The sequence below is a fragment of the Candidatus Neomarinimicrobiota bacterium genome (assembly GCA_041154365.1).
GTDB classification, from domain to species: Bacteria; Fidelibacterota; Fidelibacteria; order Fidelibacterales; family Fidelibacteraceae; genus Fidelibacter; species Fidelibacter multiformis.
The window spans coordinates 301,199-326,925 of the sequence record AP035449.1; the positions used below are offsets into that span (position 1 = coordinate 301,199).

The 25,727-nt window shown below is 45.0% G+C and carries 25 protein-coding genes; 19 read left to right on the plus strand and 6 right to left on the minus strand.

From position 1 onward, the window contains the following. Position 1: 1 nt before the first annotated feature. Together dgt and lipB are read left to right on the plus strand one after the other, a co-directional pair. On the plus strand, positions 2 to 1,246 hold the full coding sequence (gene dgt, locus strainIA91_RS01250; RefSeq protein WP_400167280.1) for a dGTP triphosphohydrolase: 1,245 nt from the start codon (positions 2 to 4) through the stop codon (positions 1,244 to 1,246). Further along, on the plus strand, positions 1,243 to 1,938 hold the full coding sequence (lipB, locus tag strainIA91_RS01255; RefSeq protein ID WP_400167281.1) for a lipoyl(octanoyl) transferase LipB: 696 nt from the start codon (positions 1,243 to 1,245) through the stop codon (positions 1,936 to 1,938). Before dgt ends, lipB begins: the two co-directional genes overlap by 4 nt. On the opposite strand, the gene strainIA91_RS01260 is transcribed toward lipB, so the two are convergent. Beyond that, complete coding sequence (locus strainIA91_RS01260; RefSeq protein ID WP_400167282.1) at positions 1,896 to 3,203, minus strand: DNA recombination protein RmuC; 1,308 nt, start codon at positions 3,201 to 3,203, stop codon at positions 1,896 to 1,898. The two genes, lipB and strainIA91_RS01260, sit on opposite strands and share 43 nt — an antisense overlap. Before the next feature lie 140 nt (positions 3,204 to 3,343). Between strainIA91_RS01260 and strainIA91_RS01265 the strand changes: the two genes are divergently transcribed. After that, positions 3,344 to 3,841, plus strand: coding sequence for an STAS domain-containing protein (locus strainIA91_RS01265; protein ID WP_400167283.1), 498 nt, complete (start codon positions 3,344 to 3,346; stop codon positions 3,839 to 3,841). Positions 3,842 to 3,845: 4 nt separating this feature from the next. Then, entirely contained in the window at positions 3,846 to 4,607 is a 762-nt protein-coding gene (locus strainIA91_RS01270; protein ID WP_400167284.1) for a phosphatase PAP2 family protein, read from the plus strand. Here strainIA91_RS01270 and strainIA91_RS01275 read toward each other — a convergent pair. The 3 genes from strainIA91_RS01275 to strainIA91_RS01285 all read right to left on the minus strand — a co-directional run bounded on the left by strainIA91_RS01275 (position 4,604) and on the right by strainIA91_RS01285 (position 6,038). Then, positions 4,604 to 4,927, minus strand: a complete 324-nt coding sequence (locus tag strainIA91_RS01275) for a DUF3467 domain-containing protein (RefSeq protein ID WP_400167285.1) — start codon at positions 4,925 to 4,927, stop codon at positions 4,604 to 4,606. The genes strainIA91_RS01270 and strainIA91_RS01275 overlap by 4 nt on opposite strands. A gap of 9 nt (positions 4,928 to 4,936) precedes the next feature. Further along, the gene (locus strainIA91_RS01280; protein ID WP_400167286.1) at positions 4,937 to 5,365 is read right to left on the minus strand and encodes a hypothetical protein; all 429 of its coding nucleotides are present in this window, start codon (positions 5,363 to 5,365) and stop codon (positions 4,937 to 4,939) included. A gap of 109 nt (positions 5,366 to 5,474) precedes the next feature. Then, positions 5,475 to 6,038 (minus strand): hypothetical protein, encoded by a 564-nt coding sequence (locus strainIA91_RS01285; RefSeq protein ID WP_400167287.1) that lies wholly within the window; start codon positions 6,036 to 6,038, stop codon positions 5,475 to 5,477. Positions 6,039 to 6,293: 255 nt separating this feature from the next. Between strainIA91_RS01285 and strainIA91_RS01290 the strand changes: the two genes are divergently transcribed. The 5 genes from strainIA91_RS01290 to strainIA91_RS01310 all read left to right on the plus strand — a co-directional run bounded on the left by strainIA91_RS01290 (position 6,294) and on the right by strainIA91_RS01310 (position 12,744). Further along, positions 6,294 to 8,789 (plus strand): adenosylcobalamin-dependent ribonucleoside-diphosphate reductase, encoded by a 2,496-nt coding sequence (locus strainIA91_RS01290; RefSeq protein ID WP_400167288.1) that lies wholly within the window; start codon positions 6,294 to 6,296, stop codon positions 8,787 to 8,789. Next, positions 8,789 to 9,445, plus strand: a complete 657-nt coding sequence (locus tag strainIA91_RS01295) for a hypothetical protein (protein ID WP_400167289.1) — start codon at positions 8,789 to 8,791, stop codon at positions 9,443 to 9,445. Before strainIA91_RS01290 ends, strainIA91_RS01295 begins: the two co-directional genes overlap by 1 nt. Continuing rightward, positions 9,442 to 9,873 (plus strand): dUTP diphosphatase, encoded by a 432-nt coding sequence (gene dut / locus strainIA91_RS01300; RefSeq protein ID WP_400167290.1) that lies wholly within the window; start codon positions 9,442 to 9,444, stop codon positions 9,871 to 9,873. The genes strainIA91_RS01295 and dut overlap by 4 nt, the downstream gene beginning before the upstream one ends. 26 nt (positions 9,874 to 9,899) lie before the next feature. After that, complete coding sequence (locus strainIA91_RS01305) at positions 9,900 to 10,433, plus strand: nitroreductase family protein (RefSeq protein WP_400167291.1); 534 nt, start codon at positions 9,900 to 9,902, stop codon at positions 10,431 to 10,433. A 724-nt stretch (positions 10,434 to 11,157) separates the two neighbouring features. Next, positions 11,158 to 12,744 (plus strand): peptide chain release factor 3, encoded by a 1,587-nt coding sequence (locus tag strainIA91_RS01310; protein ID WP_400167292.1) that lies wholly within the window; start codon positions 11,158 to 11,160, stop codon positions 12,742 to 12,744. Position 12,745: 1 nt separating this feature from the next. Here the strand turns inward: strainIA91_RS01310 and serB are convergent, their stop codons facing one another. Continuing rightward, the gene (gene serB / locus strainIA91_RS01315) at positions 12,746 to 13,963 is read right to left on the minus strand and encodes a phosphoserine phosphatase SerB (RefSeq protein WP_400167293.1); all 1,218 of its coding nucleotides are present in this window, start codon (positions 13,961 to 13,963) and stop codon (positions 12,746 to 12,748) included. A gap of 160 nt (positions 13,964 to 14,123) precedes the next feature. Here serB and strainIA91_RS01320 point away from each other — a divergent pair, with 160 nt between their 5' ends. Genes strainIA91_RS01320 through strainIA91_RS01345 form a run of 6 tightly spaced genes read left to right on the plus strand, consistent with a single transcriptional unit; the run spans position 14,124 to position 20,100 of the window. Next, the gene (locus strainIA91_RS01320) at positions 14,124 to 15,020 is read left to right on the plus strand and encodes a D-2-hydroxyacid dehydrogenase (RefSeq protein WP_400167294.1); all 897 of its coding nucleotides are present in this window, start codon (positions 14,124 to 14,126) and stop codon (positions 15,018 to 15,020) included. Positions 15,021 to 15,041: 21 nt separating this feature from the next. After that, complete coding sequence (locus tag strainIA91_RS01325) at positions 15,042 to 16,292, plus strand: DUF1015 domain-containing protein (protein ID WP_400167295.1); 1,251 nt, start codon at positions 15,042 to 15,044, stop codon at positions 16,290 to 16,292. Then, the gene (locus tag strainIA91_RS01330; protein ID WP_400167296.1) at positions 16,292 to 16,801 is read left to right on the plus strand and encodes a rhodanese-like domain-containing protein; all 510 of its coding nucleotides are present in this window, start codon (positions 16,292 to 16,294) and stop codon (positions 16,799 to 16,801) included. The genes strainIA91_RS01325 and strainIA91_RS01330 overlap by 1 nt, the downstream gene beginning before the upstream one ends. Next, positions 16,802 to 17,230, plus strand: coding sequence for a MauE/DoxX family redox-associated membrane protein (locus strainIA91_RS01335; RefSeq protein ID WP_400167297.1), 429 nt, complete (start codon positions 16,802 to 16,804; stop codon positions 17,228 to 17,230). Positions 17,231 to 17,253: 23 nt separating this feature from the next. Further along, positions 17,254 to 18,531: an amidohydrolase family protein gene (locus tag strainIA91_RS01340; RefSeq protein ID WP_400167298.1), complete on the plus strand. Its 1,278-nt coding sequence runs from the start codon at positions 17,254 to 17,256 to the stop codon at positions 18,529 to 18,531. Positions 18,532 to 18,570: 39 nt separating this feature from the next. Next, complete coding sequence (locus strainIA91_RS01345) at positions 18,571 to 20,100, plus strand: nucleotide sugar dehydrogenase (RefSeq protein ID WP_400167299.1); 1,530 nt, start codon at positions 18,571 to 18,573, stop codon at positions 20,098 to 20,100. A 314-nt stretch (positions 20,101 to 20,414) separates the two neighbouring features. Here strainIA91_RS01345 and strainIA91_RS01350 read toward each other — a convergent pair whose 3' ends face one another. After that, positions 20,415 to 22,121, minus strand: a complete 1,707-nt coding sequence (locus strainIA91_RS01350) for a transposase (protein WP_400165908.1) — start codon at positions 22,119 to 22,121, stop codon at positions 20,415 to 20,417. Positions 22,122 to 22,705: 584 nt separating this feature from the next. Between strainIA91_RS01350 and strainIA91_RS01355 the strand changes: the two genes are divergently transcribed. The 4 genes from strainIA91_RS01355 (at position 22,706) to rplU (ending at position 25,720) form a co-directional block, all read left to right on the plus strand. Further along, positions 22,706 to 23,536 (plus strand): endonuclease/exonuclease/phosphatase family protein, encoded by an 831-nt coding sequence (locus tag strainIA91_RS01355; protein ID WP_400167300.1) that lies wholly within the window; start codon positions 22,706 to 22,708, stop codon positions 23,534 to 23,536. 64 nt (positions 23,537 to 23,600) lie between these two features. Next, positions 23,601 to 24,218 (plus strand): DUF975 family protein, encoded by a 618-nt coding sequence (locus strainIA91_RS01360; protein WP_400167301.1) that lies wholly within the window; start codon positions 23,601 to 23,603, stop codon positions 24,216 to 24,218. Between the two features lie 31 nt (positions 24,219 to 24,249). Then, entirely contained in the window at positions 24,250 to 25,314 is a 1,065-nt protein-coding gene (gene corA / locus strainIA91_RS01365; protein ID WP_400167302.1) for a magnesium/cobalt transporter CorA, read from the plus strand. A 91-nt stretch (positions 25,315 to 25,405) separates the two neighbouring features. Further along, positions 25,406 to 25,720, plus strand: coding sequence for a 50S ribosomal protein L21 (rplU, locus tag strainIA91_RS01370; protein ID WP_400167303.1), 315 nt, complete (start codon positions 25,406 to 25,408; stop codon positions 25,718 to 25,720). Positions 25,721 to 25,727: the final 7 nt, after the last annotated feature.

Here is a 25,727-nt window from a genome sequence, read left to right on the forward strand (position 1 = left end):
TATGTCAGATGTGATGCAAACTGATTTTTATAATGATTTTGACCGTGAAACCCTGGAGCCGCGGGGCAAAAAAGATTACCGGTCGGTATTCCAGGTGGATCGTGACCGGATTTTATACAGCCCGGCCTTCCGGAAACTCCAGAGTAAAACCCAGGTTTTTCTTAGCGGAACCTATGATTTCTACCGCACCCGCCTGACCCACAGCCTGGAAGTCGCCCAGATCGGCCGCTCCATAGCAAATGTCCTGAATCGCAATGTCCTCAGAGAAAATGCTATTGATTCGGATCTGATCGAGGGAATCTGCCTGACTCATGATATTGGTAATCCCCCCTTTGGTCATGCCGGTGAAGCGGCCTTGAACGAACTCATGCGTCATGCCGGCGGTTTCGAGGGGAATGCCCAGACATTAAAAATTGTCACGGAAAAAATTCATGACAGTGATGAAGGGGACGAAGGGATGAAACCCTCCCGGGCTTTTATCGACGGGATTATGAAATATAAGATTCTGTGGTCTGAAAGTGACCAAAAGGGCAAATTTCTCTACGATGACCAGAAGTCTTATGTGGAATTCCTCAGTCCTGACGGAACCTTGTATCGTGAGCGGAGCCTGGAATGCAGTATTATGAACTGGGCCGATGATGTGGCCTATGCTCTCCATGATCTGCTGGACGGTTATCAGGCAGGCTTTATTTCCCGGAAAAATGTCTACGAATGGGCCGTAAATCACCATATTCAGGGGCAAGAAGAGCAGGTGATACAGCGCCTGTTGGATCCACTGGAATACAAAGTGCGCTTTGAAAAATACATAGCTGCCCGAACGGGTGATTATATTGAAAATGTGACCCTGACCCCTTCGGATCATCCCATGAAAGATATCAGTAACCGATATAAATACACTCTTAAAATCCCCGAAGAAATTATCCGGGAAATTGAGGTATACAAGCAGGTTGCCGTGGATCTGATGTTTAAGTCCCCACAGCTGGAGCAAATTGAATTTAAGGGACAGTATATTCTGAAACGGATTTTTTCTACTTTTCTCCAGGGGAATCCTGAATCATTTCATCTGAACCGCCGCATACTCCCCGAAGAGGTCCGAAGCCGGCTCAATAAAATCCCCGAAAATGATTATACCCAATCCGCCCGGATCATCTGTGATTACCTGGCAGAACAAACGGACCAGTCTTTGCCGCGACTGTATAAACGACTTTTCGATCCGGATTACGGTTCTTTTTCTGATTTGATATGAAAACGCTTACCCTTTGGACTCCGGGCCTTGTAGAATACGGAAAAGCCTGGGACGCACAAAAACGAATCCATGCCCTTCGCCGTGAAGACAAAATCGGTGATACTTTAATTCTTTTGGAACATCCCCATGTATATACCATCGGTCGTCATGGGGACCGGAGCAATATCCTGTTTGATGATGAAACGCTTCGGGAAAAGGGGATTTCTGTATATCACATTGACCGGGGAGGCGATGTGACCTATCACGGGCCAGGTCAGTTGGTGGGATATCCCATTTTTCACTATAAAAATTTAGGCTTTTCAACCCGTCGCTTTGTTCATTCCATTGAAGAGGTAATGATCATAACTCTTGCCCGTTTCGGACTGACAGCAAAACGGGATCCCCTATATCCCGGTGTGTGGATCGGTTCCAATAAAATCTGTGCCATTGGTCTCCGGGTGATTGACGGCGTGTCCATGCACGGATTTGCCCTGAATCTTCGAACCGATCCGGCCTATTTCGGGGGAATTATTGCCTGTGGTATTCAGGACCGGGGGGTAACATCCCTTGAAATGGAAATGAAAAAGCAAGGAAATCCTATGCCGGATCAAAAAACCGTTATTTCAGAACTCACGACCACTTTTAAAGAAGTGTATGGATTTCACCGGATTCAGTCGTTTTCAGACAAATCATCTGTTCCCGGTTTAAGTTGACTTACCGCTTCATCTTCCCGTTCAATTTCCACATTAGAAATTCGGTCAAAAGATTTGGTGATTTTTTCTGTGGATGTATGTATCTCTTTCACATCTTTTTGAACGGTATCGATATGTTTTGTCAGGTTATCCCATCGTAATCGGTACCGCTTAAAATCCTCGGCCAGTTTCATGATCTCTTTCTGGATGATATCCGCGTATTCTTTTCGTTTCATATCATTGAGGATGGTCTGGGTGGTGTTTAAAAGGGCCAGAAAGGTAGAAGGAGAGACCATACTGACTCTGTGTTTCCAGGAGTAATCCACCAGATCATAATGATAGGCGTGAAGTTCGGCAAAAATTGCTTCTGCAGGTAAAAACATGATAGCCTGCGAGGATGTTTCGCCGGGTATAATATATTTGGAGGCGATATCATCGATGTGTTTTCGGATGTCTTTCTTAAACAGGTCAGCACTCCGCTTACGCTGCAATTCATCCAAAGACCGGTCCGTCATGCGTTTGAAATTTTCCAGGGGAAATTTGGAATCAATGCAAATCATCCCGGTAGGTTCGGGAATAAAGAGAACGGCATCCGCCACCATTCCATTGGATAAGGTATACTGCAGACGGTAAATCTGCTCGTTCCGGTCCCCGAAGACGGCACTTAAAATCTGGTGAAGCTGGACCTCTCCGAAAATCCCCCGGCTTTTTTTATCTGTGAGGATATCCTGAAGGGAAATGACGTTGGTGGAAAGGCTGTCGATTTTTCGTTGGGCCTCATCGATCTTTGCCAACCGCTCAATCACGTTGTTAAAGGTTTCGTTGGTCTTTTTAAAACCCTCATTCAGGTTTTCCAGTACTTTTTGGTCTATCTGGGTCAGCTTGCTTTCTGTTGTCTCCGTCAGTTTTTCAAAATTTCGGGTTAAAATCTGGTTCAGGTTATCTTTAAACAGGCCGAATTCTTCTGTCAGCTGTTTGCTGTTTTTTCCCAGGACGGTGGACAAATGTTCCTGGAAGTTGCTGATTTGACGGGTGGATTCAAGCTGGGCATGGTGGAGAATATCTTTCAGTTCCGTAAAAAGGCGGGATTGGTGCTCTTTCAGGCGGGATTCGGTTTTTTCCGGCAGGTCTTCGATTTTCCCCTGCTGGATGATGAGGGAATCCCGAAGAGGTGTGAATTCCTCCCGGATGACCGATTCAAACCGTTTTGGCCTTAGGCGGATGAGGAGAATGATGAGGAAAACAAGAATAAGAACTGTACTTCCGATGACCAGAATATCTGTCATAGAATGACTCCGGTTTATGGTTAACACAAGAAGTTAACCAAATTCATGAAAGATATCATCGGTGAATGCATACCAATTCCTTGAATTCATCCCGGAATTAGTCATAAATTCCCTGTGATAAAACAAGGACAGGTGATTCTATGGATTTTTTCAGCAGATTTTATGGTGACACCCTGATTTTTAAACCGAAGAATGTCCTTCTCGATGATTTGGGAACCCTGAGGTTTAAAAGGGAATTGATGATGGCTCTCGGAAAAGGGGAGATTAAAACCATCATTATCAATTTATCCACGGTAAAGATGCAGGACAGTACGGGATTGGGAGCTTTGTTGTTTGCCCGGCGATATGCGATCGGAAAAGGCGGAGAGTGTGTGCTTGTATTTCCGGCCCCCAAGGTCATGAATCAGCTGAAACAATCTAAGCTCACAGACTCTTTCCGGATTATTGATAAAGATGAAGAGTATCAGGCCTTGAAAAAAGAGCTCGAGGAATCCCTGAACATTCCGGAACCGTTGGAAGAGGAAGAAGAGCTGGAGGAATTGGAAGAAGAGGAGGATAACGGGCAGGATAAGTTGATATACAACGGTATGCCTGAACCGGCTGTCCCCAACGATGATGATTTTACTTTTGAAGAGTAAATAAATGCTGTTGTCATTGGATCTGATCTTTTTTCGTCTCATCAATCAGGTATGGGTGCATCCCTGGCTGGATGTTTTGTTTACGTTTATCACCCAGGCGGAAACCTGGATCCCTGTATGGCTTGGCATGTCTGTGTATTTTCTGGTCTGGGGTAAACGAAAAGGCCGGGTAACTTTTTTGATGATGGTACTTGCCTTTGGAATCACTGATTTTACGGCAGCCCGGCTGATCAAACCCCATGCCGGTCGTATCCGTCCCAGCCGGCTTCTAAGGGAATACGAACCGATAAAAGAGAAACAGGAAATGCTCCGTACTAAAATCCTCTCCATGGAGAGGGTTCCGCCATCCCTGGAAGATTCTTTAGCCGTGTTGACGGCACAAGTCCGCCATTTTGAGGATTCCCTTTCCCTTACACCTGAAAAAATACGCGCTCTGGAACACATTCGCCGTCTGGATGGTTATGGCGGACGGTGGACCTTTCCCTCAAATCATGCTGCCAATTTTTTTGCCCTGGCAGCTGTTTTGACCTTTTTTTACCGCAAACGGCGCTGGATCCCTTTGTTCATAGCTGTTTTGGTTGCTTATTCCCGGGTTTATGTAGGCCGCCACTATCCCCTGGATGTTTTGGCCGGTGCTGTCCTTGGATTTATCATCGGCCGGGCGTTGTGTACCCTTTGGCAGGCCTGGTTGTATCGTAAAATTCTGGGAAAACAAAAAAGCGCCGAAACGGCGCTTTCTGATGAATCATTGGATGTTAAGTCTTAGTTGATGATATCTTTTTTAGGCTTCAGATTGATGGTCTGATTCTGGGGATGACGGATTTCTTTGATTTCCCCAAAAGATTGTTCATACCGGTGAATGTTGACTTCAAGAGTCTTTAAAAGGGCTTTGGCATGTTGCGGATTCAAAATGATCCTGGATGCCACGTTTGCTTTAGGCATACCGGGAAGGACCTGGCAGAAGTCCAGAATAAACTCCGACGCGGAATGGGTAACAATGGCCAGGTTTGAGTAATCACCTGAAGCTTTTTGTTCACTCAGGTTGATCTCCATCTTCTTCGATTTTTGATTCTTTTCGTCGTTCATAAATCCCCCTTAATCATCATCGTCTTCTGAACCGGCATCATCTTCGGACATATCGTCAATTTCAGAAGGATCAAAAATCGTATAGTCTTCCGGAGCATCCTGATCTTCATCAATGTCCTTGATGTACTCTTCCTCAACACTCATCATATTGTTGGATAAAAAGCCACCCGGTTTCTGAGGTGCTTCCACATCTGCAATGTCTTCTTCGTCCAGTTCGTTGGTTTCATATTTCATAAAATCACTGCCATACAAATCCGTATCGAAAAAATCAATGTCCTCAACAATCCCCTGGGCCACCAGGTATTCAAGGAATTCAATATACTTGGGATCCCTCAGTTTTGTTTTGCAATGGGGACACACCAGATTTTTCTGGAGGTCTTCGGCCGTGAGGGGTTCTTCGCATTCGGGACAAATGAGTTCATTAAAGTATTTGGTCATACAAGCCTCTCCTAATTTGGGCGATAATCTACATTTCCAAATGCTCTATTGCAATGAAAATGTCTTTCCTTCTTCTCTTTATTAACAATGTGCTCTAAATAATAAAAGGTTACAGCGCTTTTTGTTCCGGAACAGGCAGCCCGGCCATCATAAACAGAGATTCAAATCCATTGTCGTATGAACTGGTTTCTCCCAGTTTCAAGGTCATGCTCAACAGGGGAGCGCTGAAAGGATTGTAAAAACCCAGGGACGCTTTTTCTGACCGGGTGGCAATCAGGTAATGAGACAGGATATACGGGGAGATGTTCAGATCAATGCCGATATCACATGTCTCTACCACTGTTCCTGCCACCATCTCTTCCGTAATAGGAAAGGTTGTCGGTTTGACTGCCGGGAGAATCTGAATACTTGTGTAACACCGCATTCCCCGGATAAAATCTTCAAAAGCGGGAGGGACCAGGACGGAAATATGCAGGGAAGGATTTTCTGATAAAATCCGACTCAGCATGTGGTTGACCACATGAATATGCCGGGTATCATCAGGAAGAGAAATATAAAATTTGTTCACATCCGCCTTGAGTGTGTTCCAGTTTAAAGGTGCTGTAGGTTCAGGCAGGATGTTTTTTCCTCTTAACAGGCGGACCCAATTTGTGTAACGAAAGTGTTTAAACATGCTTTCTCCGTAACCGCAAAAATTACACGCGTCCATGTGATTTAACAAGTCCCGTTTCAGTCAAAAAAATTTTTTCTCTATAGATCCGCACATATCAGTCACTTAGAAAGAGACAAGAAAAAACTGAAGGAAAAATCAAAAATTCACTTTGACTTTAATTTCCCTATATTGTATCATACCTAAGATCAAACACAATATCTTGTGTTAGAAAGTTAAAAATAACAAGTCAACGCAACCAGGGTCCGGAGTCTTCTCATGTTTGAAAAAATGTTTTTGCACCAGGGTAAGCTGTCTCGGATGGTAGGAGAAAAGAAGATTGAAACCTACCGAACTATTTATGAACATCTGAAAACGGCCATTGAAAATCAGGAACTACCTTTGCACCCCGATTACCTGTGCGGGAATGATCTGGCAAATAGTATTTATAAAAAGAAATATTTTTTAAAAGATATTAATGGTGAAATCATTGAAAAGCGTCCTGAGGATGTCTTTTGCCGAATTGCCTCATTTGTCGCGTCCCAGGAAACTACAAAGATTAAGCAGAAAAAATGGGCTGAGGCTTTTTACAAAGATTTATATGAGGGATACTGGATGCCGGGAGGGCGGGTTTTGGCAGGTGCCGGTGATCTGTACCGCTTGAAGACGCTGGCAAACTGTTTTGTTACCCAGATTGAGGATGACGATATTGAAGCCATTTACAAGGCAGCGGCTGAGTGTGCCCGGACCTATTCCTATGGGGGCGGGATTGGTGTGGATATTACGCCTCTGCGTCCACGGGGATCTGTTGTACACAATGCTGCCGATACATCCACCGGAGCCGTATCTTTTATGGAACTCTATTCCATGACGACAGGACTCATCGGTCAATCGGGCCGCCGTGGAGCCCTCATGCTGACTATCGATATTAAACACCCTGATATTTTCCACTTTCTCAGTGTCAAAAAATCGCCCAACTGGGTCTCGCAACAAATTGTTGAGCAATGCCGCTGGTCCGGGAAATTTGATGAATCCCAATTGGATCTCATCAAAAAACAGGTGGTGGAAAATACGCAGATACGTTTTGCAAATATCTCGGTAAAGGTGACCGATGAATTCATGAAGGCTGTCAAGGAAGAGAAGCTGTATGGCCGGGACCGGATCATCATTTACCGGAAAAAAAATAAGCAACGCCTGATGAGGGCTTATCAGAAAGATGGATATTTTTATTCTCTGGGCATCCCCAACAAAGATATCCGGGACTATGAAGAATTGAAAGTCTTTGATTCCTATGCCCTGTTCAGCCAGTGGATGGAGGATCAGTTTGGCAAAGCCATTTCCCAGGTGGATCTGAAGGATGCCATGAAACGGGATGTCTATGGAGATTATCTGGTGGATACAGGGGATGATAACGAAGAACTAGCCATTCATTTCACCGGTGATTTTCTACTCTATTTTGGTTCCGATGAGACCAATGAAGTCCGTGAACTGGTCAAGGCCAGGGATGTGTGGGACACGTTTATTGAATCCAACTACCGGACCGCCGAGCCGGGACTCATGTTCTGGACGAAAATGAGCCGGTATTCACCGTCCAACTATGTAGGACGCCCCATCATTTGCACTAACCCTTGCGCTGAGGTTCCCCTGGAAGACGGTGGTGCCTGTAATCTGGGTTCTGTAAACCTGGCCCGTTTTGTAAAAAATGGATTCATGGATTCAGCGTCGGTAGATTGGGAAAATCTGGAGAAAGCGGTATATAATCTGGTTCGCTTTCTGGACAATGTGGTCAGTTGGAATCAGGTTTTGAATCCCCTGGAAAAACAGCGGGATGCTGCCGGCGAAACCCGTCGGCTCGGAGTGGGTATTATGGGAATCGCGGATATGCTCTATCAGCTGAAAATTCCTTACGACAGTCCGGAAGGAGTGGCTTTGATGGACAAAGTGATGCAGTTCATCAACAACCAGGCTTATCTGGCATCCTCCAGACTGGCCAAGGAAAAAGCCCCCTCCGATATTTTTGAATATGAAGATTATGCAAATGGCCCCTTTTTCCAGGAAGCCCTGTCAGATGAGGTCAAAGATCATATTCTTCATCATGGCCTCCGGAACATTGCCATCACCTCTATTGCTCCAACCGGCACCATCAGCAATATCATCCGGGGTGTGTCTGTAGGACGGAAAAATTACATCGGGGTCAGCGGTGGTGTAGAACCGGTTTTTGCCCTTTTTTATACCCGCCGGGCTGAATCCTTTGACAACCAGTTCTTTAAAGTCTTTCACGCCTCGGTCCAGGCCTATATCGATATGTTTGAACTCACGGACAAAGTGGCAAAAATTGAAACAGAAGAAGAATTAAGAAAATATCTGCCGGAAGCATTTTTCCGCACGGCTCATCATATTTCTCCCGAACGGCGGATTGAAATTCAGAGTGTTTGCCAGAAATATGTGGATCACTCTATTTCTTCCACGATCAACCTGTCGGAAGATATTGAGCCGGAGGTGATTTCAAATATATATCTGAAAGCATGGGAGAAAGGACTGAAAGGTGTGACGGTTTACCGGGACGGAAGCCGCTTTCCCATCCTCACAGCAGATAGCAAGCCGTCTGAGTTTCAGGCTTTTAAGGATAAAAAGTTTGAAGTGGAAGCCGGACGGGAAAAACGGGTCTTTTTTGGCGATGAGGTGATGAGAATGCCGGATGGCACACTGACAACACCGTTCCACTATTTCAGAACCCTTGGAATCAAAAACAATCAAGATATTGAGGTTGTGTAATGCTCACGTTAAACAGTGAATTTAAAATCCGGGAAGTCAAACCGAAGGAAAAACCAGCAGGAGACAAACCGGCAGTCCAACCCCCAAAACCACAACCCTCCAATAACCTGATGCGCCCCGATGTAGTGGATGCTAAAGTCTATAAGGTGAAAAGCCCTTTCGTAAAATTCAGCGTCTACATTACCCTGAGTTATGTATGGGAAAATGGAAAAAAACGACCGATGGAAATTTTTATCAATTCCAAGGATCTTACCCATTCCGCTGAGTATGCAGTGCTCACCCGTTTGATTTCTGCCATCTTCCGCCGAGCCAGTGACCCCTATTTCATCCTGGAGGAGCTGCGCAGCATTTATGACCCGAATGGAGGATATTTTAAGAATGGGAAATATATCCATTCCTTTTACTCGGAAGTCGCAGATGTGATTGAACGCTTTTTCAAGGATGAAGGAATGATCAAGTCGGATAAAAACGTTGAAGATACCCAGATCAGCATTCCCATTGAAACACAGATGCAAAAAGAAGAGACATCCTCTCGCGAGACCATGATTTCCGATGCCAGCTTTAAAATCTGTCCGGAATGTAATGCCAAGGCCCTGAAATTTGAAAATGGGTGTGAATTTTGCGTTCAGTGTGGATATACAAAGTGTGATAAGTGATGACAGTTAAGATTAAAAGACTTTCTCCCCACGCAAGCCTTCCTTCACGTCAGCACAGTTATGATGCAGGATACGATGTGACTGCCGTTGAGGAAACGGTAATTCCTGCAGGAAAATGGACACTTGTCAAAACAGGTATTGCCGTGGAACTGCCCGGCGAGATGGAGCTACAGGTTCGTTCCCGGAGCGGACTCGCTTTAAAACATGGAATTTTTTGCCTGAATGCCCCTGGAACAGTGGATGCCGGATACCGGAATGAAATTGGTGTGATCCTGGCCAATTTTTCTCAGGAGGATTTCCTGATTCACCGGGGAGACCGTATCGCCCAGTTGATTTTTCAAACACCGAAACATCCTGAACTGGTGGAAGTGGATGATTTGAGTGATTCGGACCGTGGACTCGGAGGTTTCGGCAGCACAGGTCGTTAGAATATTCGCTTAAGATGGGAGATGGTATGGAATTTTTAGAACTGGTCAAAACACGTTACAGTGTACGGCGCTATAAACCTGATCCCGTCCCGGAAGAAGATGTAATGAGCTGTTTGGAAGCTGCCAGGCTGGCTCCGTCTGCATCCAACTCCCAACCCTGGGAATTTATAGTGATCAAAACTCCCGAACTTCGGAAACACATTGCCGAAAGCACCTATTCCAGGCTTATCTCTTTTAATAAATTTGCCCTTCAGGCACCACTCATCGTGGCGGTTATCATGAAAAAAGGACATATCCTGTCACAGATTGGCGCTTCCCTTCAGGGAACGCCCTACCAGCTGATTGATATCGGTATAGCGGCAGAACATTTTTGTCTTCAGGCAGCTGAACGGGGACTAGGAACCTGCATGCTGGGCTGGTTCAATGAAAAAAAAGTCCGGAAGCTTTTGGAAATTCCCAAATCCAAAAAAATCGCCCTTCTCATCACTGTGGGATATCCTGCAGATTCACCAAAACCGAAGCAGCGGAAAGAGATGAATGCGATGGTGCAAAAATTATAAGAATTGAGCTGGATTAAAAGTGACGCGTGACCAGGGTACGAGGGGTAATCACGAATTGGGTGATTGGTTCGATTGAATGATTGAGTTGACAGGTACATCAGGAGTGAATCAAAGAACTTCCAGCTTCTGACTTCTTATACATGATTCATTTGATTGAATAGCAAGAAATAAACTTTGGGTCGCAAGGGTCAGGAACGTTCATTGATCCATGTTACCCAATTCATCCTGTGAAATTCCCTGTCTTGATTGGGAGCCCTATTTTACGGGATCATCATTCATTATTCATAATTATCCAATTATATGAATAATAATATTATCTTGCTTCGTGCAGGATTTTGCTGTATTTTACCCTCGGGGTGGGGGGCGTCATCTAACCATAATCATATATTCCATCTCTCTTATTATCTCACGATCAGATCAGCAAAATTTTATCATCTAATCAAACTCCCAATCATTCAATCAAATCAATCATCCAAACTATCAATTCCTCTGCGTTCTCTGCGCGCTCTGCGGGAGAAATATCTCAAAACGCTCCATTCCCATTCAGGGGCAGAGTCCGCTCAGCCACCCCTTCGACTTTTAACTTTCCACCCTCACTCAGGGGCAGAGCACGCTCAGCCCCTACAACTCTTAACTTTCCACCCTCACTCAGGGGCAGAACACGCTCAGCCCCTACAACTCTCCCATTGTTTATCCATCATCCTCTGACTAAATTCCGCCCGGTATGACAGAGAAGCAGAGACTGAAAGAAATCAGACGGCGGCGAACCTTCGCAATTATCTCCCATCCGGATGCAGGTAAAACAACCCTCACGGAAAAACTCCTCCTTTTCGGCGGGGCTATCCGGGAAGCAGGTGCTGTAAAATCCAATAAAATCAACCGCAATACTATGTCTGATTTTATGGAAATTGAACGACAGCGCGGGATTTCTGTGGCTACATCGGTGATGGGATTTGAATATAACGGGATTAAAATCAATATTCTGGATACGCCCGGACACAAAGATTTTGCCGAAGATACCTACCGGACTCTCTCTGCCGTGGATAGTGCCATTATTGTGATAGATGTGGCCAAAGGGGTGGAAGAGCAGACGGAAAAACTGGTGGGGGTGTGTCGTATGCGGAATATCCCCGTAATTGTCTTTATTAATAAATTGGATCGCATGGGACTTGATGCTGTTGAATTGCTGGATGAGATAGAGGCGAAACTGGATCTTAAGGTCACACCCCTGAGCTGGCCGGTGGGTATGGGTCCTTCTTTTAAAGGCGTATTCAATATTTTTGAGCAGAAACTGGCTCTATTCAACCCCCATGGTCAACAATCGGAAGATGATACGGTGGTTATCCGGGATTTGGATGATCCCCAACTTAACCGGCTCCTGGATTCCTCTGCAGAGACACTCCGGGAGGAACTGGCACTTGTCAGAGGAGTTTATCCGGATTTTAATGTGGAGGATTATCGCAAAGGAGAACTCTCTCCGGTCTTCTACGGTTCGGCCATCAATAATTTTGGAGTCAAAGAGCTCCTGGATTGTTTTATCCAAATAGCTCCTTCACCCATAGCCCGGGAGACTGATATTCGGGTTGTGGAACCAGGAGAAGAGGCTTTCACCGGTTTTATTTTTAAAATACACGCCAATATTGATCCCAATCACCGTACCCGTATAGCTTTTATCCGGATCTGTTCGGGTAAATTTGAACGAGGAAAACCCTATTATCACACGCGTCTGGATCGTGAATTCCGCTTTTCCGGTCCCACATCCTTCATGGCTAATAAAAAGGAAGTCATTGACGAGGCTTTTCCCGGCGATGTGGTAGGCGTAAATGATAATGGAAATTTTAAAATCGGGGATACCCTGACGGAAGGTGAATCCATGCGATTTAAAGGAATCCCCAATTTCTCACCGGAACAGTTTCGTTACCTGGAAAACACGGATTCCATGAAACATAAGCAGCTGGCGAAAGGACTTGAACAGCTGATGGATGAGGGAGTTGCCCAACTTTTTGTGAGTCAACAGAGCAACCGGCGGATTATCGGAACCGTGGGAGCTCTTCAGTTTGATGTCATTCAATACCGTCTGGAACACGAATATGGTGCATCCTGCCGTTATGAACCCTTGAACCTGTACAAAGCCTGTTGGATGACCTGTCCTGATGAAAAAATTCTCAAAGAGTTTCGCTTACGCAAAGCCCGCTATATGGCTCTGGATAAATATAAGCGGGACGTTTTCATGGCTGAAAGTCCCTGGGCTCTAAACCGGGCCATGGAAGAATTTCCAGACATAAAATTTCACTTTACCTCGGAATTTTAATTTAATCCTTTAGTATCCGGTCCCGGAAACCCAGGAGATAGAGAATGCCGTCCAATCCGATGGTGGAAATGGCGTGACCCGCATTTTCCCGAACGACCGGTTTGGCATGAAATGCGATGCCCAATCCTGCTGCATTGATCATGGGAAGATCATTGGCTCCGTCTCCCACGGCGATCACCTGTTCCCGGTGTATGCCTTCCATCTGGGCAATCAACTTGAGCAATTCCGCTTTCCGGGATCCGTTGATAATATCCCCGAGATGTCTGCCTGTCAGCTTGCCGTCACGGATTTCCAGTTCATTGGCAAAAACATAATCGATATCGAATTTTTTTTGAAGGTATTCTCCGAAAAAGGTAAATCCGCCGGATAGGATGGCAGTTTTATATCCGCAGCGGTTCAGTGTGCCCAAAAGTCGTTCGGCCCCTTCTGTGATGGGCAGGTTTTCGGCAATCTTTTTCATGACTGAAACATCCAGACCCTTGAGGAGAGCAATCCGACCCTTGAAACTCTCGTTGAAATCCAGTTCACCCTGCATGGCAGCTTCGGTAATCTTGTGAACCTCTTCGCCTACACCATGGGCTTTTGCCAGTTCTACGATAACTTCCGCCTGGATCAGCGTGGAATCCATATCAAAACAAACCAGTCGCCGGCTCCGGCGATAGATGTCATCTTTCTGAAAGGAAATATCTGCTTCTATTTTCCGGGAGATATTGTAGAAAGCAGTTTTCATGGCTTCTGTATCCCGGGGAGTTCCCCGGACAGAAAGTTCCACACAAGCACGGGTAGGCTGATCTCCTGAAAGAGGAATGCGGCCGGTCAGACGATTGATGATATCAATATTCAATCCCTGCTCATAAATGATTTCTGTGACTCTTGATATGTGTTCACCGGTGATTTTCCGGGCAAGTAATGAGATGATGAACCGGTCTTTCCCCTGGGACCGGACCCAGTGACTGTAATCATCGGCATTGATGGGATCAAAACGGATATCGATTCCCAGTTCATAAGCTTTAAACAAAAGTTCTTTTAAAACCGGGGAGGATTCTGTTTCCGACGGTAGAGCGATGAGCATCCCCAGGGAAAGGTGATTGTGGATAACAGCCTGTCCGATATCCAGGATCGTCACATGATGCTGACTTAAAATGTGGGTGATGCTGGATGTCACTCCCGGTTTGTCTTCGCCTGTAATGGTCAACAGAATCACGTCCTGGGTTTTCAAGCAGTTCTCCTTTCGTGTTTCTCTTTATAGATACGCGGAAAATACGGATTTGAACCGTCGAAACGAAGTTTTTTTGACAGTATTTTCCTCTTTTTTTCGTTACCTTATAATACTTTCCTGAAGGAGCTGGATCATTAATAACGATAAAGGAGTGACGTGTATGAAAATTCTGATCACCGATGGAATCAGCGAAGACGGTCGGAAAATATTGGAACATGCGGGACATGAATGTGTGATTGAGCATTTTGAACCGGAAGCATTGATCCAAAAGATTCCGGCATTTGATGCCATTTTGGTCCGGTCTGCCACAAAGGTACCGAAAGATGTTATTGACGCCGGAAAAAACCTGAAAGTGATAGCCCGGGGTGGAGCCGGTATCGACAATATTGATCATGCCTATGCCAAATCCCAGGGAATTCCCGTCTTGAATACACCCGGCGCCAACTCTGCTTCTGTGGCAGAACTGGCCTTGGCTCATATTTTTGCCTTGTCCCGTTTTATTCATCTGGCAAATATCACCATGCGGGAAGGGAAATGGGAAAAGAAAAAATATAAGGGCATAGAAGTAAATGGCCGGATCCTGGGAATTGTAGGATGTGGTAAAATTGGACGGTTACTGGCGGAAAAAGCGATTGCCCTGGGAATGAAAGTTTTGGTGTATGATGTCGTTGATGTAGAAACAAAATTACCGGTAACCAAAGTATCTCTCGATGAACTGCTGGAAAAATCAGATTTTGTATCACTGCACGTCCCCAAAATGGATAAACCGCTGATCGATGCCCCGGCACTGAAAAAAATGAAAAAAACAGCTTATCTCATAAACTGTTCCCGGGGCGGGGTAGTGGATGAAAAAGCCCTGCTGAATGCCCTGAATGCCGGAGAAATTGCCGGCGCCGGTCTGGATGTCTATGAAGAAGAACCGACTCAAAATCTGGAACTGGTCTCTCATCCAAAAGTCAGTGCCACTCCCCATATCGGAGCAAGCACAGTGGAGGCCCAGGACCGGGTTGGTATTGAAATCGCCACCAAGATTGTGGAGGCATTGAAAAAAAGTTAATCAATTCCGGAGGTCAGGGTTATGGTTCGTATCAAACCGTTTCGCGGACTCCGTCCACAGCCGGGACTGGAGGCAAAGATTGCTTCAAAACCCTATGATGTGTTAAATTCGGAAGAGGCACGGAAAGAAGCGGAAGGTAATCCTTACTCTTTTCTCCATGTGGTAAAATCGGAAATTGACCTGCCCGGGGATCTTTCCCCCTATGATTCCCGGGTTTATGAAAAAGCAGCTGAAAACTTACGGAACTTTATACAAAATAAATGGCTCATCCGTGATGAAAAACCGTTGTTATACCTGTATGGTCAGCAAATGGGTGACCACACTCAATATGGACTGGTCGCTGCTGTCCATGTGGATGATTACCTCGAAGGAAATATTAAGATCCATGAACTCACCCGGGAGGTGAAAGAAAAGGACCGGATCCGGCACGTTGAAACGACCAATGCTAATACGGGACCGGTTTTTCTTACATATCAGGCCAGTGAGTCCATCGATAAAATCCTGGATAAGGTAAGACAGGCAAAACCGGTGTATCACTTTACAACACCGGATGAAGTGACCCATTCCCTGTGGATTATCGAGGATCAGAAAATGCTTCAGACTCTGGGAAATGCCTTTGAATCCCTTCCCTGTGCCTACGTTGCAGATGGGCACCATCGGTCCAAATCAGCTGCCATGGTGGGTAAAAAACGCCGGGAAGCCAATCCCAAACACACTGGAGAAGAAGAATATAATTGGTTTCTGGCAGTCTTTTTCCCCCATAACCATTTAAAAATTCTTGATTATAACCGGGTCGTGACGGATTTAAACGGATTACCGAAAAAAGAATTTGTAAAGAAAGTATCCCAAAAATTTGATGTAAAAAAAGTGTGTTGCGCCCAGGCAGCAAAACCAGCAGAAAAGCATCGTGTGGGCATGTATCTGAAAGGTGAATGGTATACGTTGAAAGCTCGCCCCGGTATATTTGATGAGACGGATCCTGTGGATCGTCTGGATGTATCGGTTCTCCATCGAAATCTGCTGTCTCCTATTCTGAATATCGGAGATCCCCGCACCGATGACCGGGTGGATTTTGTGGGGGGGATTCGGGGACTGACTGAACTGGAAAAACGTGTGGATTCAGGAGATATGGCAGTAGCGTTTGCACTTTATCCCACATCTGTGGAAGAACTCATGGCCATTGCCGATGCAGGAAAACTGATGCCACCGAAATCCACCTGGTTTGAACCGAAACTCCGGAGTGGTCTGATAATTCATACACTGGATGATTAATGCGTTTACCAGAACTTACCCGGAAAGATATTCGGGATATTCTGACCATATTTGCTGCCGTTACCCTGCTGACAGGATTTCATTTTATCATGACAGATTTTCCCCTGTTTCCGGAGACAAAGGAACTTGTAGGGGATGATAAAACGTATACGCTGATAAATCCCGGCATGGCACATGCAGTGGATTATAATACCTTTCAAAGACTGATAGTCATGGATAGTACCTTATTAGTGGATACCCGAAGCCGGGAGCTTTATCTGGAAGGACATATTCCCGGAGCAGTGAATATTCCCGATGAGGAAGGAGATGCCTCTCTGTCCCGCCTGGAACAAAGGCAGGATATTCACAGGGTCATTACCTATTGTGACGGAGATGAGTGCATGTCGAGTATACATCTGGCGGAAAAACTGGCCTTCATCTTCCCGGAAGTTTATTACTTTTTTGGAGGATGGGAACTCTGGTTAGAAAAAGATAATCCTATAGAAAAAGATGAAGGGACAACTTTCTGAATGAAAGTACATACGGTATTGAAAATTGGCTGTCTGATTCTTCTCAGTGTCGTATTTCTGGTCAGCGGTTTTTCTAAACTGGTCAATCCACATCTCTTCGTCAGGGATATTATGAATTACCGGCTTTTCCCGCCTGAGCCCCTCCATATTCTGGCAATCTGGCTCATCATGCTTGAACTTTTTATCGGTTTCGGTCTATGGATTCCCTTTCTTCAACGGGCATCTGCCTGGATTTCAGCCGGGTTGATGGCATTCTTTATTCTGATGGTTGCTATTGCCATGGCTCGTGGACTTGATATCAATTGTGGATGCTTTGGACCCGGCAGCCAGAAAGTGGGGTGGGGGAAAATTCTGGAAAATGCCGGACTCTTCATCGCTGCTCTGTACCTGTTGTGGCCCAAAAATTCAGAGTTACCTTCAGATTCATAAATAATTCATAGTTAGGATGTATCATGACATCATTACTTATCAAGGAAGTTGTCCATAAAGACAAAATCGTTGATGTCTATATTGAAAATGGCTTCATTCAACAGATTCATGAAAAAATTAATAAACCTGCTGGTGAAATCATGGAATGCCATGGCCGGAAAGCCATTCTTCCGGCTTTTTATAACGGACACACCCATGCGGCCATGACATTACTGAGGGGGTATGCCGATGATTTGCCTCTCTTTGAATGGCTCGATGACTATATTTGGCCTGCCGAAGCTGCATTTACTCCAAAACACATTGAAGCCGGAGCCCGCTTGGCCTGTCTGGAAATGATACGTTCCGGCACCGTTTTTTTCAATGACATGTACTGGAATCCCCCAGTTGTAATCAAAGCAGCTACCGATATGGGAATGCGAATATGTACAGGGCCAATTGCCCTGGATGCCTATGAATCCGGTAGTCGGCTTTCTCAACAGAAAGACCGGGAAGACTTTCTACAGGAAATGAAATCGTATTCTGATCTCTTCATTCCATCCCTGAACGCACATTCTATTTACAGTGTCTTACCCGAAACACTGGATACAATTCATTCCATCCTGGAAAAGTATGATCTGTATTTTCATATTCATCTCAGTGAGACACAGAAAGAAGTAGAGGATTGTCTAAAAACCCATGGATGCCGGCCGGTGGAATATCTGGACAAGATAGGACTCCTCACCCCGAAAACCATTGCCGCCCATGGTATTCATCTGACAGACAGAGAACGGAAGATTTTGGAACGTAAAAGTGTGACCCTGGTTCACATGCCTGTATCAAACATGAAACTGAGCAATGGATCATTTGATATCCCGGCAGCTGAAAAAGCAGGTTTACAGGTGATTTTAGGGACCGATGGGGCATCCTCCAATAATTGCCTGGATATGATGGGAGAAATGAAAACCGCATCCCTTTTGGCAAAGCATGCCTGGGAGGATGTCACCGTGTTGCCGGCAGAAAAAGTGTTTCACATGGCAACCCGCGCAGGAGCGGAAGCGTTTGGCCTCCATGCCGGTGTGATTGAGGTCGGATATCTGGCTGATGCCATTCTTGTGGATTTGAAAAATCCGCGCCTTGTACCGGGTTATCACCTTGTGTCTGATATGGTTTACAGCGCCGATTCCTCCTGTATCGATTCGGTCATTTGCAACGGACGTTTTCTCATGAAAAACAAGAAAATTGAAGGTGAAGAGGCGATTTTAGAAGAGGTGGCAAAATGGAAAATCAGCGACTCGAAACCGCACCGTTATAAAGATAATTAACACCGGACGTCAGTCCGGGAAACTTAAAAGGAGTTTTCCATGCAAAAGTTTTCTGTCTCACCGGACGGTGAAAAATTTCTGCTTCCAACAGAGGAAGAAGGATTAAAGGAACGGGAAGAGGTTTTACGGATTACGGAAGAGCAGCGAAAACTCGGCCGTGAAATTGTGGCTGTTCAGGGAATGGGATTTGTCGGATGTGTTATGGCGGCTGTCGTTGCTGATTCTGAAAATGAGAAAGGTGAACCCTGGTATTTTGTCCATGGCCAACAGCGGGCTTCTGTTCGTTCCTATTGGAAAGTTCACAAAATCAACCGGGGCATACCGCCTGTAAAATCATCTGATGCCGAAGTGGATCGGATATTTAAATCCACAGTATCCCAGAAAAAGACATTCAGAGCGACTTTCAGAAATGAAGCCTTTGAAGTGGCAGATGTCGTGGTGGTAGATATCCAGCTGGATGCCACAAAGCCTGCTTTTGGTGAAGCGGAAAAGGGTTTTTGCGACCTGGCGGCTTTCAGAGACGGTATCCGTAATCTTGGAAAACATATTCAGCCACATTGCCTGGTCCTTGTGGAAACCACGGTGCCTCCCGGGACCTGTGAACGGGTTGTGAAACCGATTATGGAGGAAGAATTCACCCGCCGGGGTATGGATATTGAAAAAAATCCCCCACTCATTGCCCATTCCTACGAACGGGTAATGCCCGGGGCCAGATATGTAAGTTCCATTCGGGATTTCTGGCGTGTGTATTCCGGAGTGAACGCCGAAAGTAAACGGCGGGCAAAGGAATTTTTATCACGTGTAATTGATGTGAAAAACTTTCCCCTGACGGAACTGGAAGATACCAATGCATCTGAAATGGCGAAAGTCATGGAAAATTCTTACCGGGCGACCAATATTGCCCTTACCCTGGAATGGGCCCGGTTTGCAGAAAAAATTGGTGTGGATATTTTTAAAGTCCGGAATGCAATCCGGAAACGCAAAGGCACGCATGACAATCTTCTCCGTCCCAGTCTGGGCGTGGGCGGTTATTGCCTGACCAAAGATCCCGTACTTGCAAACTGGTCCATGCAAAGCCTTTTCGGTATTGACGATATGCTGGATATGGCCATCGAGGCAGTCAATATTAACGACACAATGCCTCTTCACACCATAGAACTCATACAGGAAGTCATCCCTGATTTGAAAGATGTTAAAATTACAGTTCTGGGAGTCTCTTATCTTGAGGAATTGGGGGATACACGTCATTCTCCTTCAGCGACACTGGTGAAATTCCTTAATGAAGCCTGGGCGGTAGTCAAAGCTCATGATCCCTATGTGGATTTCTGGCCTGAAATGGAAAATGTCCCTTTATATACCGACCTGAAAGTAGCCCTGAAAGATGCGGAGGTCGTTATTTTTGCCGTTGGGCACAAAGTATATAAAGACCTTCAACCGAAAGAGATCCTGTCGATGACAGGTACCAAACCTCTGATTGTCGATTGTTCTGATTTTATCAGTGACACAAAAATACGTCAGTATCTGGGACTCGGGTGCGCATTCCGCGGTGTGGGAAAAGGCGCGAAATAACACTGGTTAGAGGGTACAAGGGAACTATGGTATGGAGGAGTGTGAAGGGTAATCCCGGGTGTCCACCTGAAAAATTGGGTGATTGATTTGATAGGGACATCAGATGTGAATCAACGCGAACTTCCAGGTTCTGACTTCTTATACATGATTCATTTGATTGAATAGCAAGAAACAAAGATTGGATCGCGAGAGACAGGAAGGTGCATAGACCTACGTTACCCAATTCATCCGGTGAAATTTCCAATTTTGATTGGGAGTCCTATTTCACAAAATCATCATTGAGCCTCCTCCGAAAACCCCATTAAAAAATACGGTTATAATTGTATAAATACGGGGGTTTTCGGATAAATCGAGGGATTGGATTGGAAAAAGCCATAAAAATTAGCCAGATGGCGACCGATTGAGGAAAAAATGAAAAAGCAAGGGGTGGATGGGACTGTGTTTTGAACCTTTTGTGCACATAATGCTGCTTTTTGCTCTTCAAACGGCTTTTTTGGACGTACGTATCCCGCGATTCGTTTGATGTTTACCGCCATCGCCCGGCAATAAGCCCACATCTGCTGTTTCTGCTTTCGACGGTAGGGTGTTTTATTATTCAGAAGTCCATAAGCAAAATGACCAATCGTGGCTTCCACGTTATTACGGATCTGCAGTTCTCTTTCAGGACGGGATATCAGTTTTTGACGTTGCAAAGCAGTGTATATGGCCAGACTGCTAAAGTATTTCCGGCCGGAGTCTGTTCGGATATAATATCGTGCTTCTTCCGAGTCTTGATACGTCTCTGCTTTATGAAGTTCATACACGCTCCCGCTCTCGCGGTCCACGGCAACATACCCTTCGTGTGTTTCATGGATCAGATATCGGGGCTCACTTCCTTTGATTCCGGTCACCACAAAATCAAGGTCTCTTTCTTCCGAGTACCGGCTGTTACTTTCGCTGTAATAAGCCCCGTCAGCATGCACATGTTCTACCCTTTGACCCGTGACTCTTTCACTGCCTTCCACCGCCTCTTTATAAAAACGGGCCTCCCCGCAACTGGCGGCCTCTATCCGGATATCCGTGATTAAATGCAAGTCCTCTCCACAGGTCTCTGTCACATTCGCATGATACCCCTTCACCTTCTTTCCTGACTTGCCCCGATAGGTGCAGTCCGGATCATGGGGCGATTGAACACTATCCGGGGGGATTTTCTCCTTCGGGCGTAAGATAATCTTCTCCTCTTCATTCACCTCATATTGGTTCTCAAAGACCCGCTTCAATACCCGGAATGATTCCTCCTTTTTTCCCTTATAATGACGGATGACCATATAAAGTAATTCACCTAAACGCACTAGGCGTTCATTGACTTCATCACGGTTATGACGATAGACAACCTTCTCTGCCTCTTCTCCCAACAAACGACTGATCTCTGTCCGATACCGCGTCTGTAGAAAACGCTTATCACTCTTGGTTAGCCCCCGATAAAACATCTCAAAACTCTTGTGGACCAACTCATAACGACTGTACCAGCCTATATTGCTCCCCAGTAATTTGCTGTCCATCCGGATACGCCGTCCATCCACCTTGAATTCACGAACTTGTGCTTCCGTTATCTGGGAAAAAGTCTCTTCCAGCAATTCCTCGCCCGTCTCTTTACCATGCTCATAGATCCGCTTTCGGAATAAGTAATAGGTGGAGGGAACCGGGATATCTTCCGTGAGCGTGTCGATTCCGATGGCGCGACGGACCAAAACATTAAACTCAAACTGCTCAAATAACTGACTGTCGCTCCAGCGAAACAGCTCTTTGATAATCATCATGGATACCAACTGTTTTACTGGGGCATTCGGTGCGCCCATCCGCGCATCAAACAATATCCGGTAAGGCGTCTCGTCAATGACATCATAGACCATGCACCGGAATTGATTGTGCCATCGCGTCTCATCACGGTATTTCTTCAGCTTCTTCTTGTTCCATTCTAACAGGTTCTCTACATCACCAAACAACTCTACCGGCCGACTGGACTCTGTCTCTTTGAACATCTTTGCCTCTTAAAATATTGCTCATATTTTACAATATTTTATCAACAATATCAAGTTATATTACTGATTATCAAAGACTTATAGACTATTTGACGCCTGTCATAACGCCTGTACCCGAGCATGGCTGTCGACTTTTCGGAGTGGGATCATCATTCATCATTCAATTTATCATTCACTATTCATAATTATCCAATTATATAAATAATAATATTATCTTGCTTCGTGCAGGATTTTGCTGTATTTTACCCCCGGGGTGGGGGGCGTTACCTAAGCGAAATCATATATCGGATTTCTCTTATAATCTCATATTCTGATCAGCAAAAGAATCTAATCAATCATTAATAAGAAATTGGAAGCTGGAAGATGTAGGGACAGGCTGCGGCCTGTCTGAAGTTAGCGTCGCTTCGCTCCTGGTGTGTCAATCAAATCAATCAAACCAATCTAGTCAATCGACTTTTCGACTTTCGACTATCGACTATCGACTGACGACTGCCGACTGTCAACTGTCAACTGTCAACTGCCGACTGCCGACTGCCGACTAATGACTATCGACTATCGACTTTAAAATGTAAATTCTTACACTTATGAAACGAACAATCATCTTTTTCACCCTGTCTTTGCTTTTGGTTTCCTGTGCCTGGTTTGGAAAACGGGAATCGATTCCTCCAAAATATCTCACAATTATGACCTACAATATACACCATGGAGAAGGGGTGGATGGGGCTTTGGATCTGGACCGGATTGTTGATCTTATCCGGAAATCGGGAGCGGATCTTGTGGCTCTCCAGGAAGTGGATGTGAAAACTGAAAGAGTCCAGGGCCTTCATACAATGCAATACCTTGCTGAAAAACTGGATATGGAATGGGTTTTCGGACAAAATCTCTCATTTCAGGGTGGTGGGTATGGCAACGGTATCCTGTCGGCTTATCCCATTGAATCATGGACAAACGAGCATTTTCCACCATATCTTGAAGGTGAACAACGGGGACTACTACAAACAATGATTCATTGTCAGGGAATGACCATTGCGTTTTGGAATACCCATTTGGATCACCGGCCGGATGATACGGAACGAAAGCAGAGTGCAACAACTCTTGTCGAAAAATCAGACACACTTAAATATCCTCTGGTGATCGCCGGGGATTTTAATGATATACCGGAAAGCTCTTCCATCCAAAAAATAAATCAATCTTTTCAGGATACCTGGCATGAAACGGGTCATGACTCCGGATTTACATTTCCAACCCAGGCGCCTGAAAGGCGTATTGATTATATTTTCTATCGTGATCATTCGGATAGTTATTTTCATCTGAAACCAGTAAAAAGTACGATACTGCAATCTCCAGCCTCTGATCATCTGCCACTGGTTGTGGTTTTTGAAATTCTGACATATCCTCAAAAAATTCCATCTTGATTTATGAGACCGTAGAGAGTAGATTGATAGAAATAATGAAATTTAAACATAGGAAAAATCTGACATGGTAAAGGAAAACGTTGTGTTGATCCGTGAAACGCGGGATCTTCTGTCCGGACGTTGGGGACTTGCTGTGGGTGTTTTTTTCATCTATATGATTATTATCGGTGCACTTAACGGAACCCATGAATCAGGCTCACTCCTATGGATTTTACTGGCCGGTCCATTCAGTCTGGGTGCGGCTATCTTCTCATTGTCACTTGCACGTCGCCAGGATGCCTCAGCAGGACAGCTGTTTCAGGGGTTTAACCATTTCGGGACAGCTTTTCTTGTAAATATAGTCCTGATGGTGATTATTGGTGTCGGTTTCATTTTGCTGGTGGTTCCAGGTGTGATATTTGCCCTTTCTTATTCATTAACATATTTTATTCTGGTTGATCATCCGGAACTCAAACCCATGGAGGCTATCCGGAAAAGCCGTATGATGATGAACGGATATAAAATGAAATTATTTTACTTGTGGCTTCGTTTTTTGGGTCTGGCATTGCTTTGCGTCCTCACGGCAGGAATCGGCTTCCTGTGGCTGGCCCCCTTTGTCCATGTATGTATGGGACGTTTCTATGAAGATATACAGGAAAATACCCAACCAGCGACGAATCATACCACATCTGAAATGGAATAATTTAAACAGACTTTAATAAGGGTGACTGCGGATGAAAATCAACCATAAGCGAAAAGTTAGAAAAACGGCATTACCACCGGGGACACTTATATTTACCGGGGAACAGAAGATGGATCAGGTGGAGATCCATCTGATAGACTACGACAGCGACTCTATCCATGAAAAAGAGTTGAAAGATATTGAAAAAGCCTTTCCCTTTAAAGATTTACCAACAGTTACCTGGGTGAATGTCAACGGTCTGCACGATGTGACCCTCATTGAAAAATTGGGAAAATACTATACCATTCATCCTTTGATACTAGAGGATATTCTCAGTGTGAACCAGCGGCCCAAAATGGAGGATTCGGGAAACATCCTCTTTATTGTCCTTAAAATGCTTCGATATCAGGAATCAACAGAATCTGTAGAGTCGGAGCAGGTGAGTCTGATTCTGGGTAAAAACTTTCTCTTCACTTTTCAGGAAAAACCGGGGGATGTTTTTGAACCGGTCAGGGATCGCCTTCGTCAACATAAAGGTCGTATCCGCACCCTGGGCCCCGATTATCTGGCTTATGCTTTGATTGATGCGATTGTAGATAATTATTTTCTGGTGTTGGAAAAAATGGGGGATCGGATTGAAGCGCTTGAAGAAAGACTGGTTCAAAATCCCACAGATGATATTTTACAAACACTTCATCGCTTAAAACGGGAAATGATCTATCTCAGGAAATCTGTTTGGCCTCTCCGGGAACTATTGAGCGGGTTGGAACGGAGTGAATCCTCTCTGATTCAACAATCAACCGGAGTATACCTCAGGGATGTTTATGACCATACGATTCAGATAATTGACACGATTGAAAGCTACCGGGATATTATATCCGGCATGCTGGACACCTACCTGTCCAGCGTGAGTAATAAAATGAATGAAGTGATGAAGGTTCTTACAATTATTTCAACTATATTCATTCCTCTCACCTTTATTGCCGGAATCTATGGTATGAATTTTGTGTATATGCCTGAACTGAGCTGGAAATGGAGTTACCCCCTCGTCTGGCTTCTTATGATTGGAGTAGGGAGTATAATGGTGGTTTTTTTCAGGAAAAAAAAGTGGCTTTGAAAGACTTTGCGGGGATAGATTAAAATTTCTTTGACATCTGGTTTTTCTGTGTGTAATTTTATAAGCTTATGAAATCTGGAGGATCTAAAGGATGTACGCGATTGTAGAAATATCTGGCAAACAATACAAGGTAGAGCCCGGCGAAGAAGTAAAAATTCCCCTTCAGGCAGTGGATGCCGGAGCAGAATTGGCTTTTGATTCCGTTATGTTTTTGGAATCAGATGGGGAAGTAAAAGTCGGCGCACCGTATGTTGATAAAGCTTCTGTCAAGGCAACGGTTGTGAATCACGGCCGGGATAAAAAGATTATTGTTTTCAAAAAGAAGCGACGCAAACGGTTTAAATCCAAAAACGGGCATCGCCAGGATTTTACTCTGGTGAAAATAGACGACATCGCCGTGGCTTAAGGGAGAA

Excerpts from the sequence above, each read along its gene's own strand:
- strainIA91_RS01310 (WP_400167292.1), top strand. The coding sequence starts at position 11,158 with ATGACAGAGAAGCAGAGACTGAAAGAAATCAGACGGCGGCGAACCTTC.
- strainIA91_RS01330 (WP_400167296.1), top strand. The coding sequence starts at position 16,292 with ATGCGTTTACCAGAACTTACCCGGAAAGATATTCGGGATATTCTGACC.
- strainIA91_RS01325 (WP_400167295.1), top strand. The coding sequence starts at position 15,042 with ATGGTTCGTATCAAACCGTTTCGCGGACTCCGTCCACAGCCGGGACTG.
- lipB (WP_400167281.1), top strand. The coding sequence starts at position 1,243 with ATGAAAACGCTTACCCTTTGGACTCCGGGCCTTGTAGAATACGGAAAA.
- dgt (WP_400167280.1), top strand. The coding sequence starts at position 2 with ATGTCAGATGTGATGCAAACTGATTTTTATAATGATTTTGACCGTGAA.
- strainIA91_RS01270 (WP_400167284.1), top strand. The coding sequence starts at position 3,846 with ATGCTGTTGTCATTGGATCTGATCTTTTTTCGTCTCATCAATCAGGTA.
- strainIA91_RS01295 (WP_400167289.1), top strand. The coding sequence starts at position 8,789 with ATGCTCACGTTAAACAGTGAATTTAAAATCCGGGAAGTCAAACCGAAG.
- strainIA91_RS01340 (WP_400167298.1), top strand. The coding sequence starts at position 17,254 with ATGACATCATTACTTATCAAGGAAGTTGTCCATAAAGACAAAATCGTT.
- strainIA91_RS01285 (WP_400167287.1), bottom strand. The coding sequence starts at position 6,038 with ATGTTTAAACACTTTCGTTACACAAATTGGGTCCGCCTGTTAAGAGGA.
- strainIA91_RS01265 (WP_400167283.1), top strand. The coding sequence starts at position 3,344 with ATGGATTTTTTCAGCAGATTTTATGGTGACACCCTGATTTTTAAACCG.
- strainIA91_RS01360 (WP_400167301.1), top strand. The coding sequence starts at position 23,601 with ATGGTAAAGGAAAACGTTGTGTTGATCCGTGAAACGCGGGATCTTCTG.
- strainIA91_RS01290 (WP_400167288.1), top strand. The coding sequence starts at position 6,294 with ATGTTTGAAAAAATGTTTTTGCACCAGGGTAAGCTGTCTCGGATGGTA.
- strainIA91_RS01305 (WP_400167291.1), top strand. The coding sequence starts at position 9,900 with ATGGAATTTTTAGAACTGGTCAAAACACGTTACAGTGTACGGCGCTAT.
- strainIA91_RS01320 (WP_400167294.1), top strand. The coding sequence starts at position 14,124 with ATGAAAATTCTGATCACCGATGGAATCAGCGAAGACGGTCGGAAAATA.
- strainIA91_RS01335 (WP_400167297.1), top strand. The coding sequence starts at position 16,802 with ATGAAAGTACATACGGTATTGAAAATTGGCTGTCTGATTCTTCTCAGT.
- strainIA91_RS01275 (WP_400167285.1), bottom strand. The coding sequence starts at position 4,927 with ATGAACGACGAAAAGAATCAAAAATCGAAGAAGATGGAGATCAACCTG.
- strainIA91_RS01345 (WP_400167299.1), top strand. The coding sequence starts at position 18,571 with ATGCAAAAGTTTTCTGTCTCACCGGACGGTGAAAAATTTCTGCTTCCA.
- strainIA91_RS01355 (WP_400167300.1), top strand. The coding sequence starts at position 22,706 with ATGAAACGAACAATCATCTTTTTCACCCTGTCTTTGCTTTTGGTTTCC.
- strainIA91_RS01280 (WP_400167286.1), bottom strand. The coding sequence starts at position 5,365 with ATGACCAAATACTTTAATGAACTCATTTGTCCCGAATGCGAAGAACCC.
- strainIA91_RS01350 (WP_400165908.1), bottom strand. The coding sequence starts at position 22,121 with ATGTTCAAAGAGACAGAGTCCAGTCGGCCGGTAGAGTTGTTTGGTGAT.
- corA (WP_400167302.1), top strand. The coding sequence starts at position 24,250 with ATGAAAATCAACCATAAGCGAAAAGTTAGAAAAACGGCATTACCACCG.
- strainIA91_RS01260 (WP_400167282.1), bottom strand. The coding sequence starts at position 3,203 with ATGACAGATATTCTGGTCATCGGAAGTACAGTTCTTATTCTTGTTTTC.
- rplU (WP_400167303.1), top strand. The coding sequence starts at position 25,406 with ATGTACGCGATTGTAGAAATATCTGGCAAACAATACAAGGTAGAGCCC.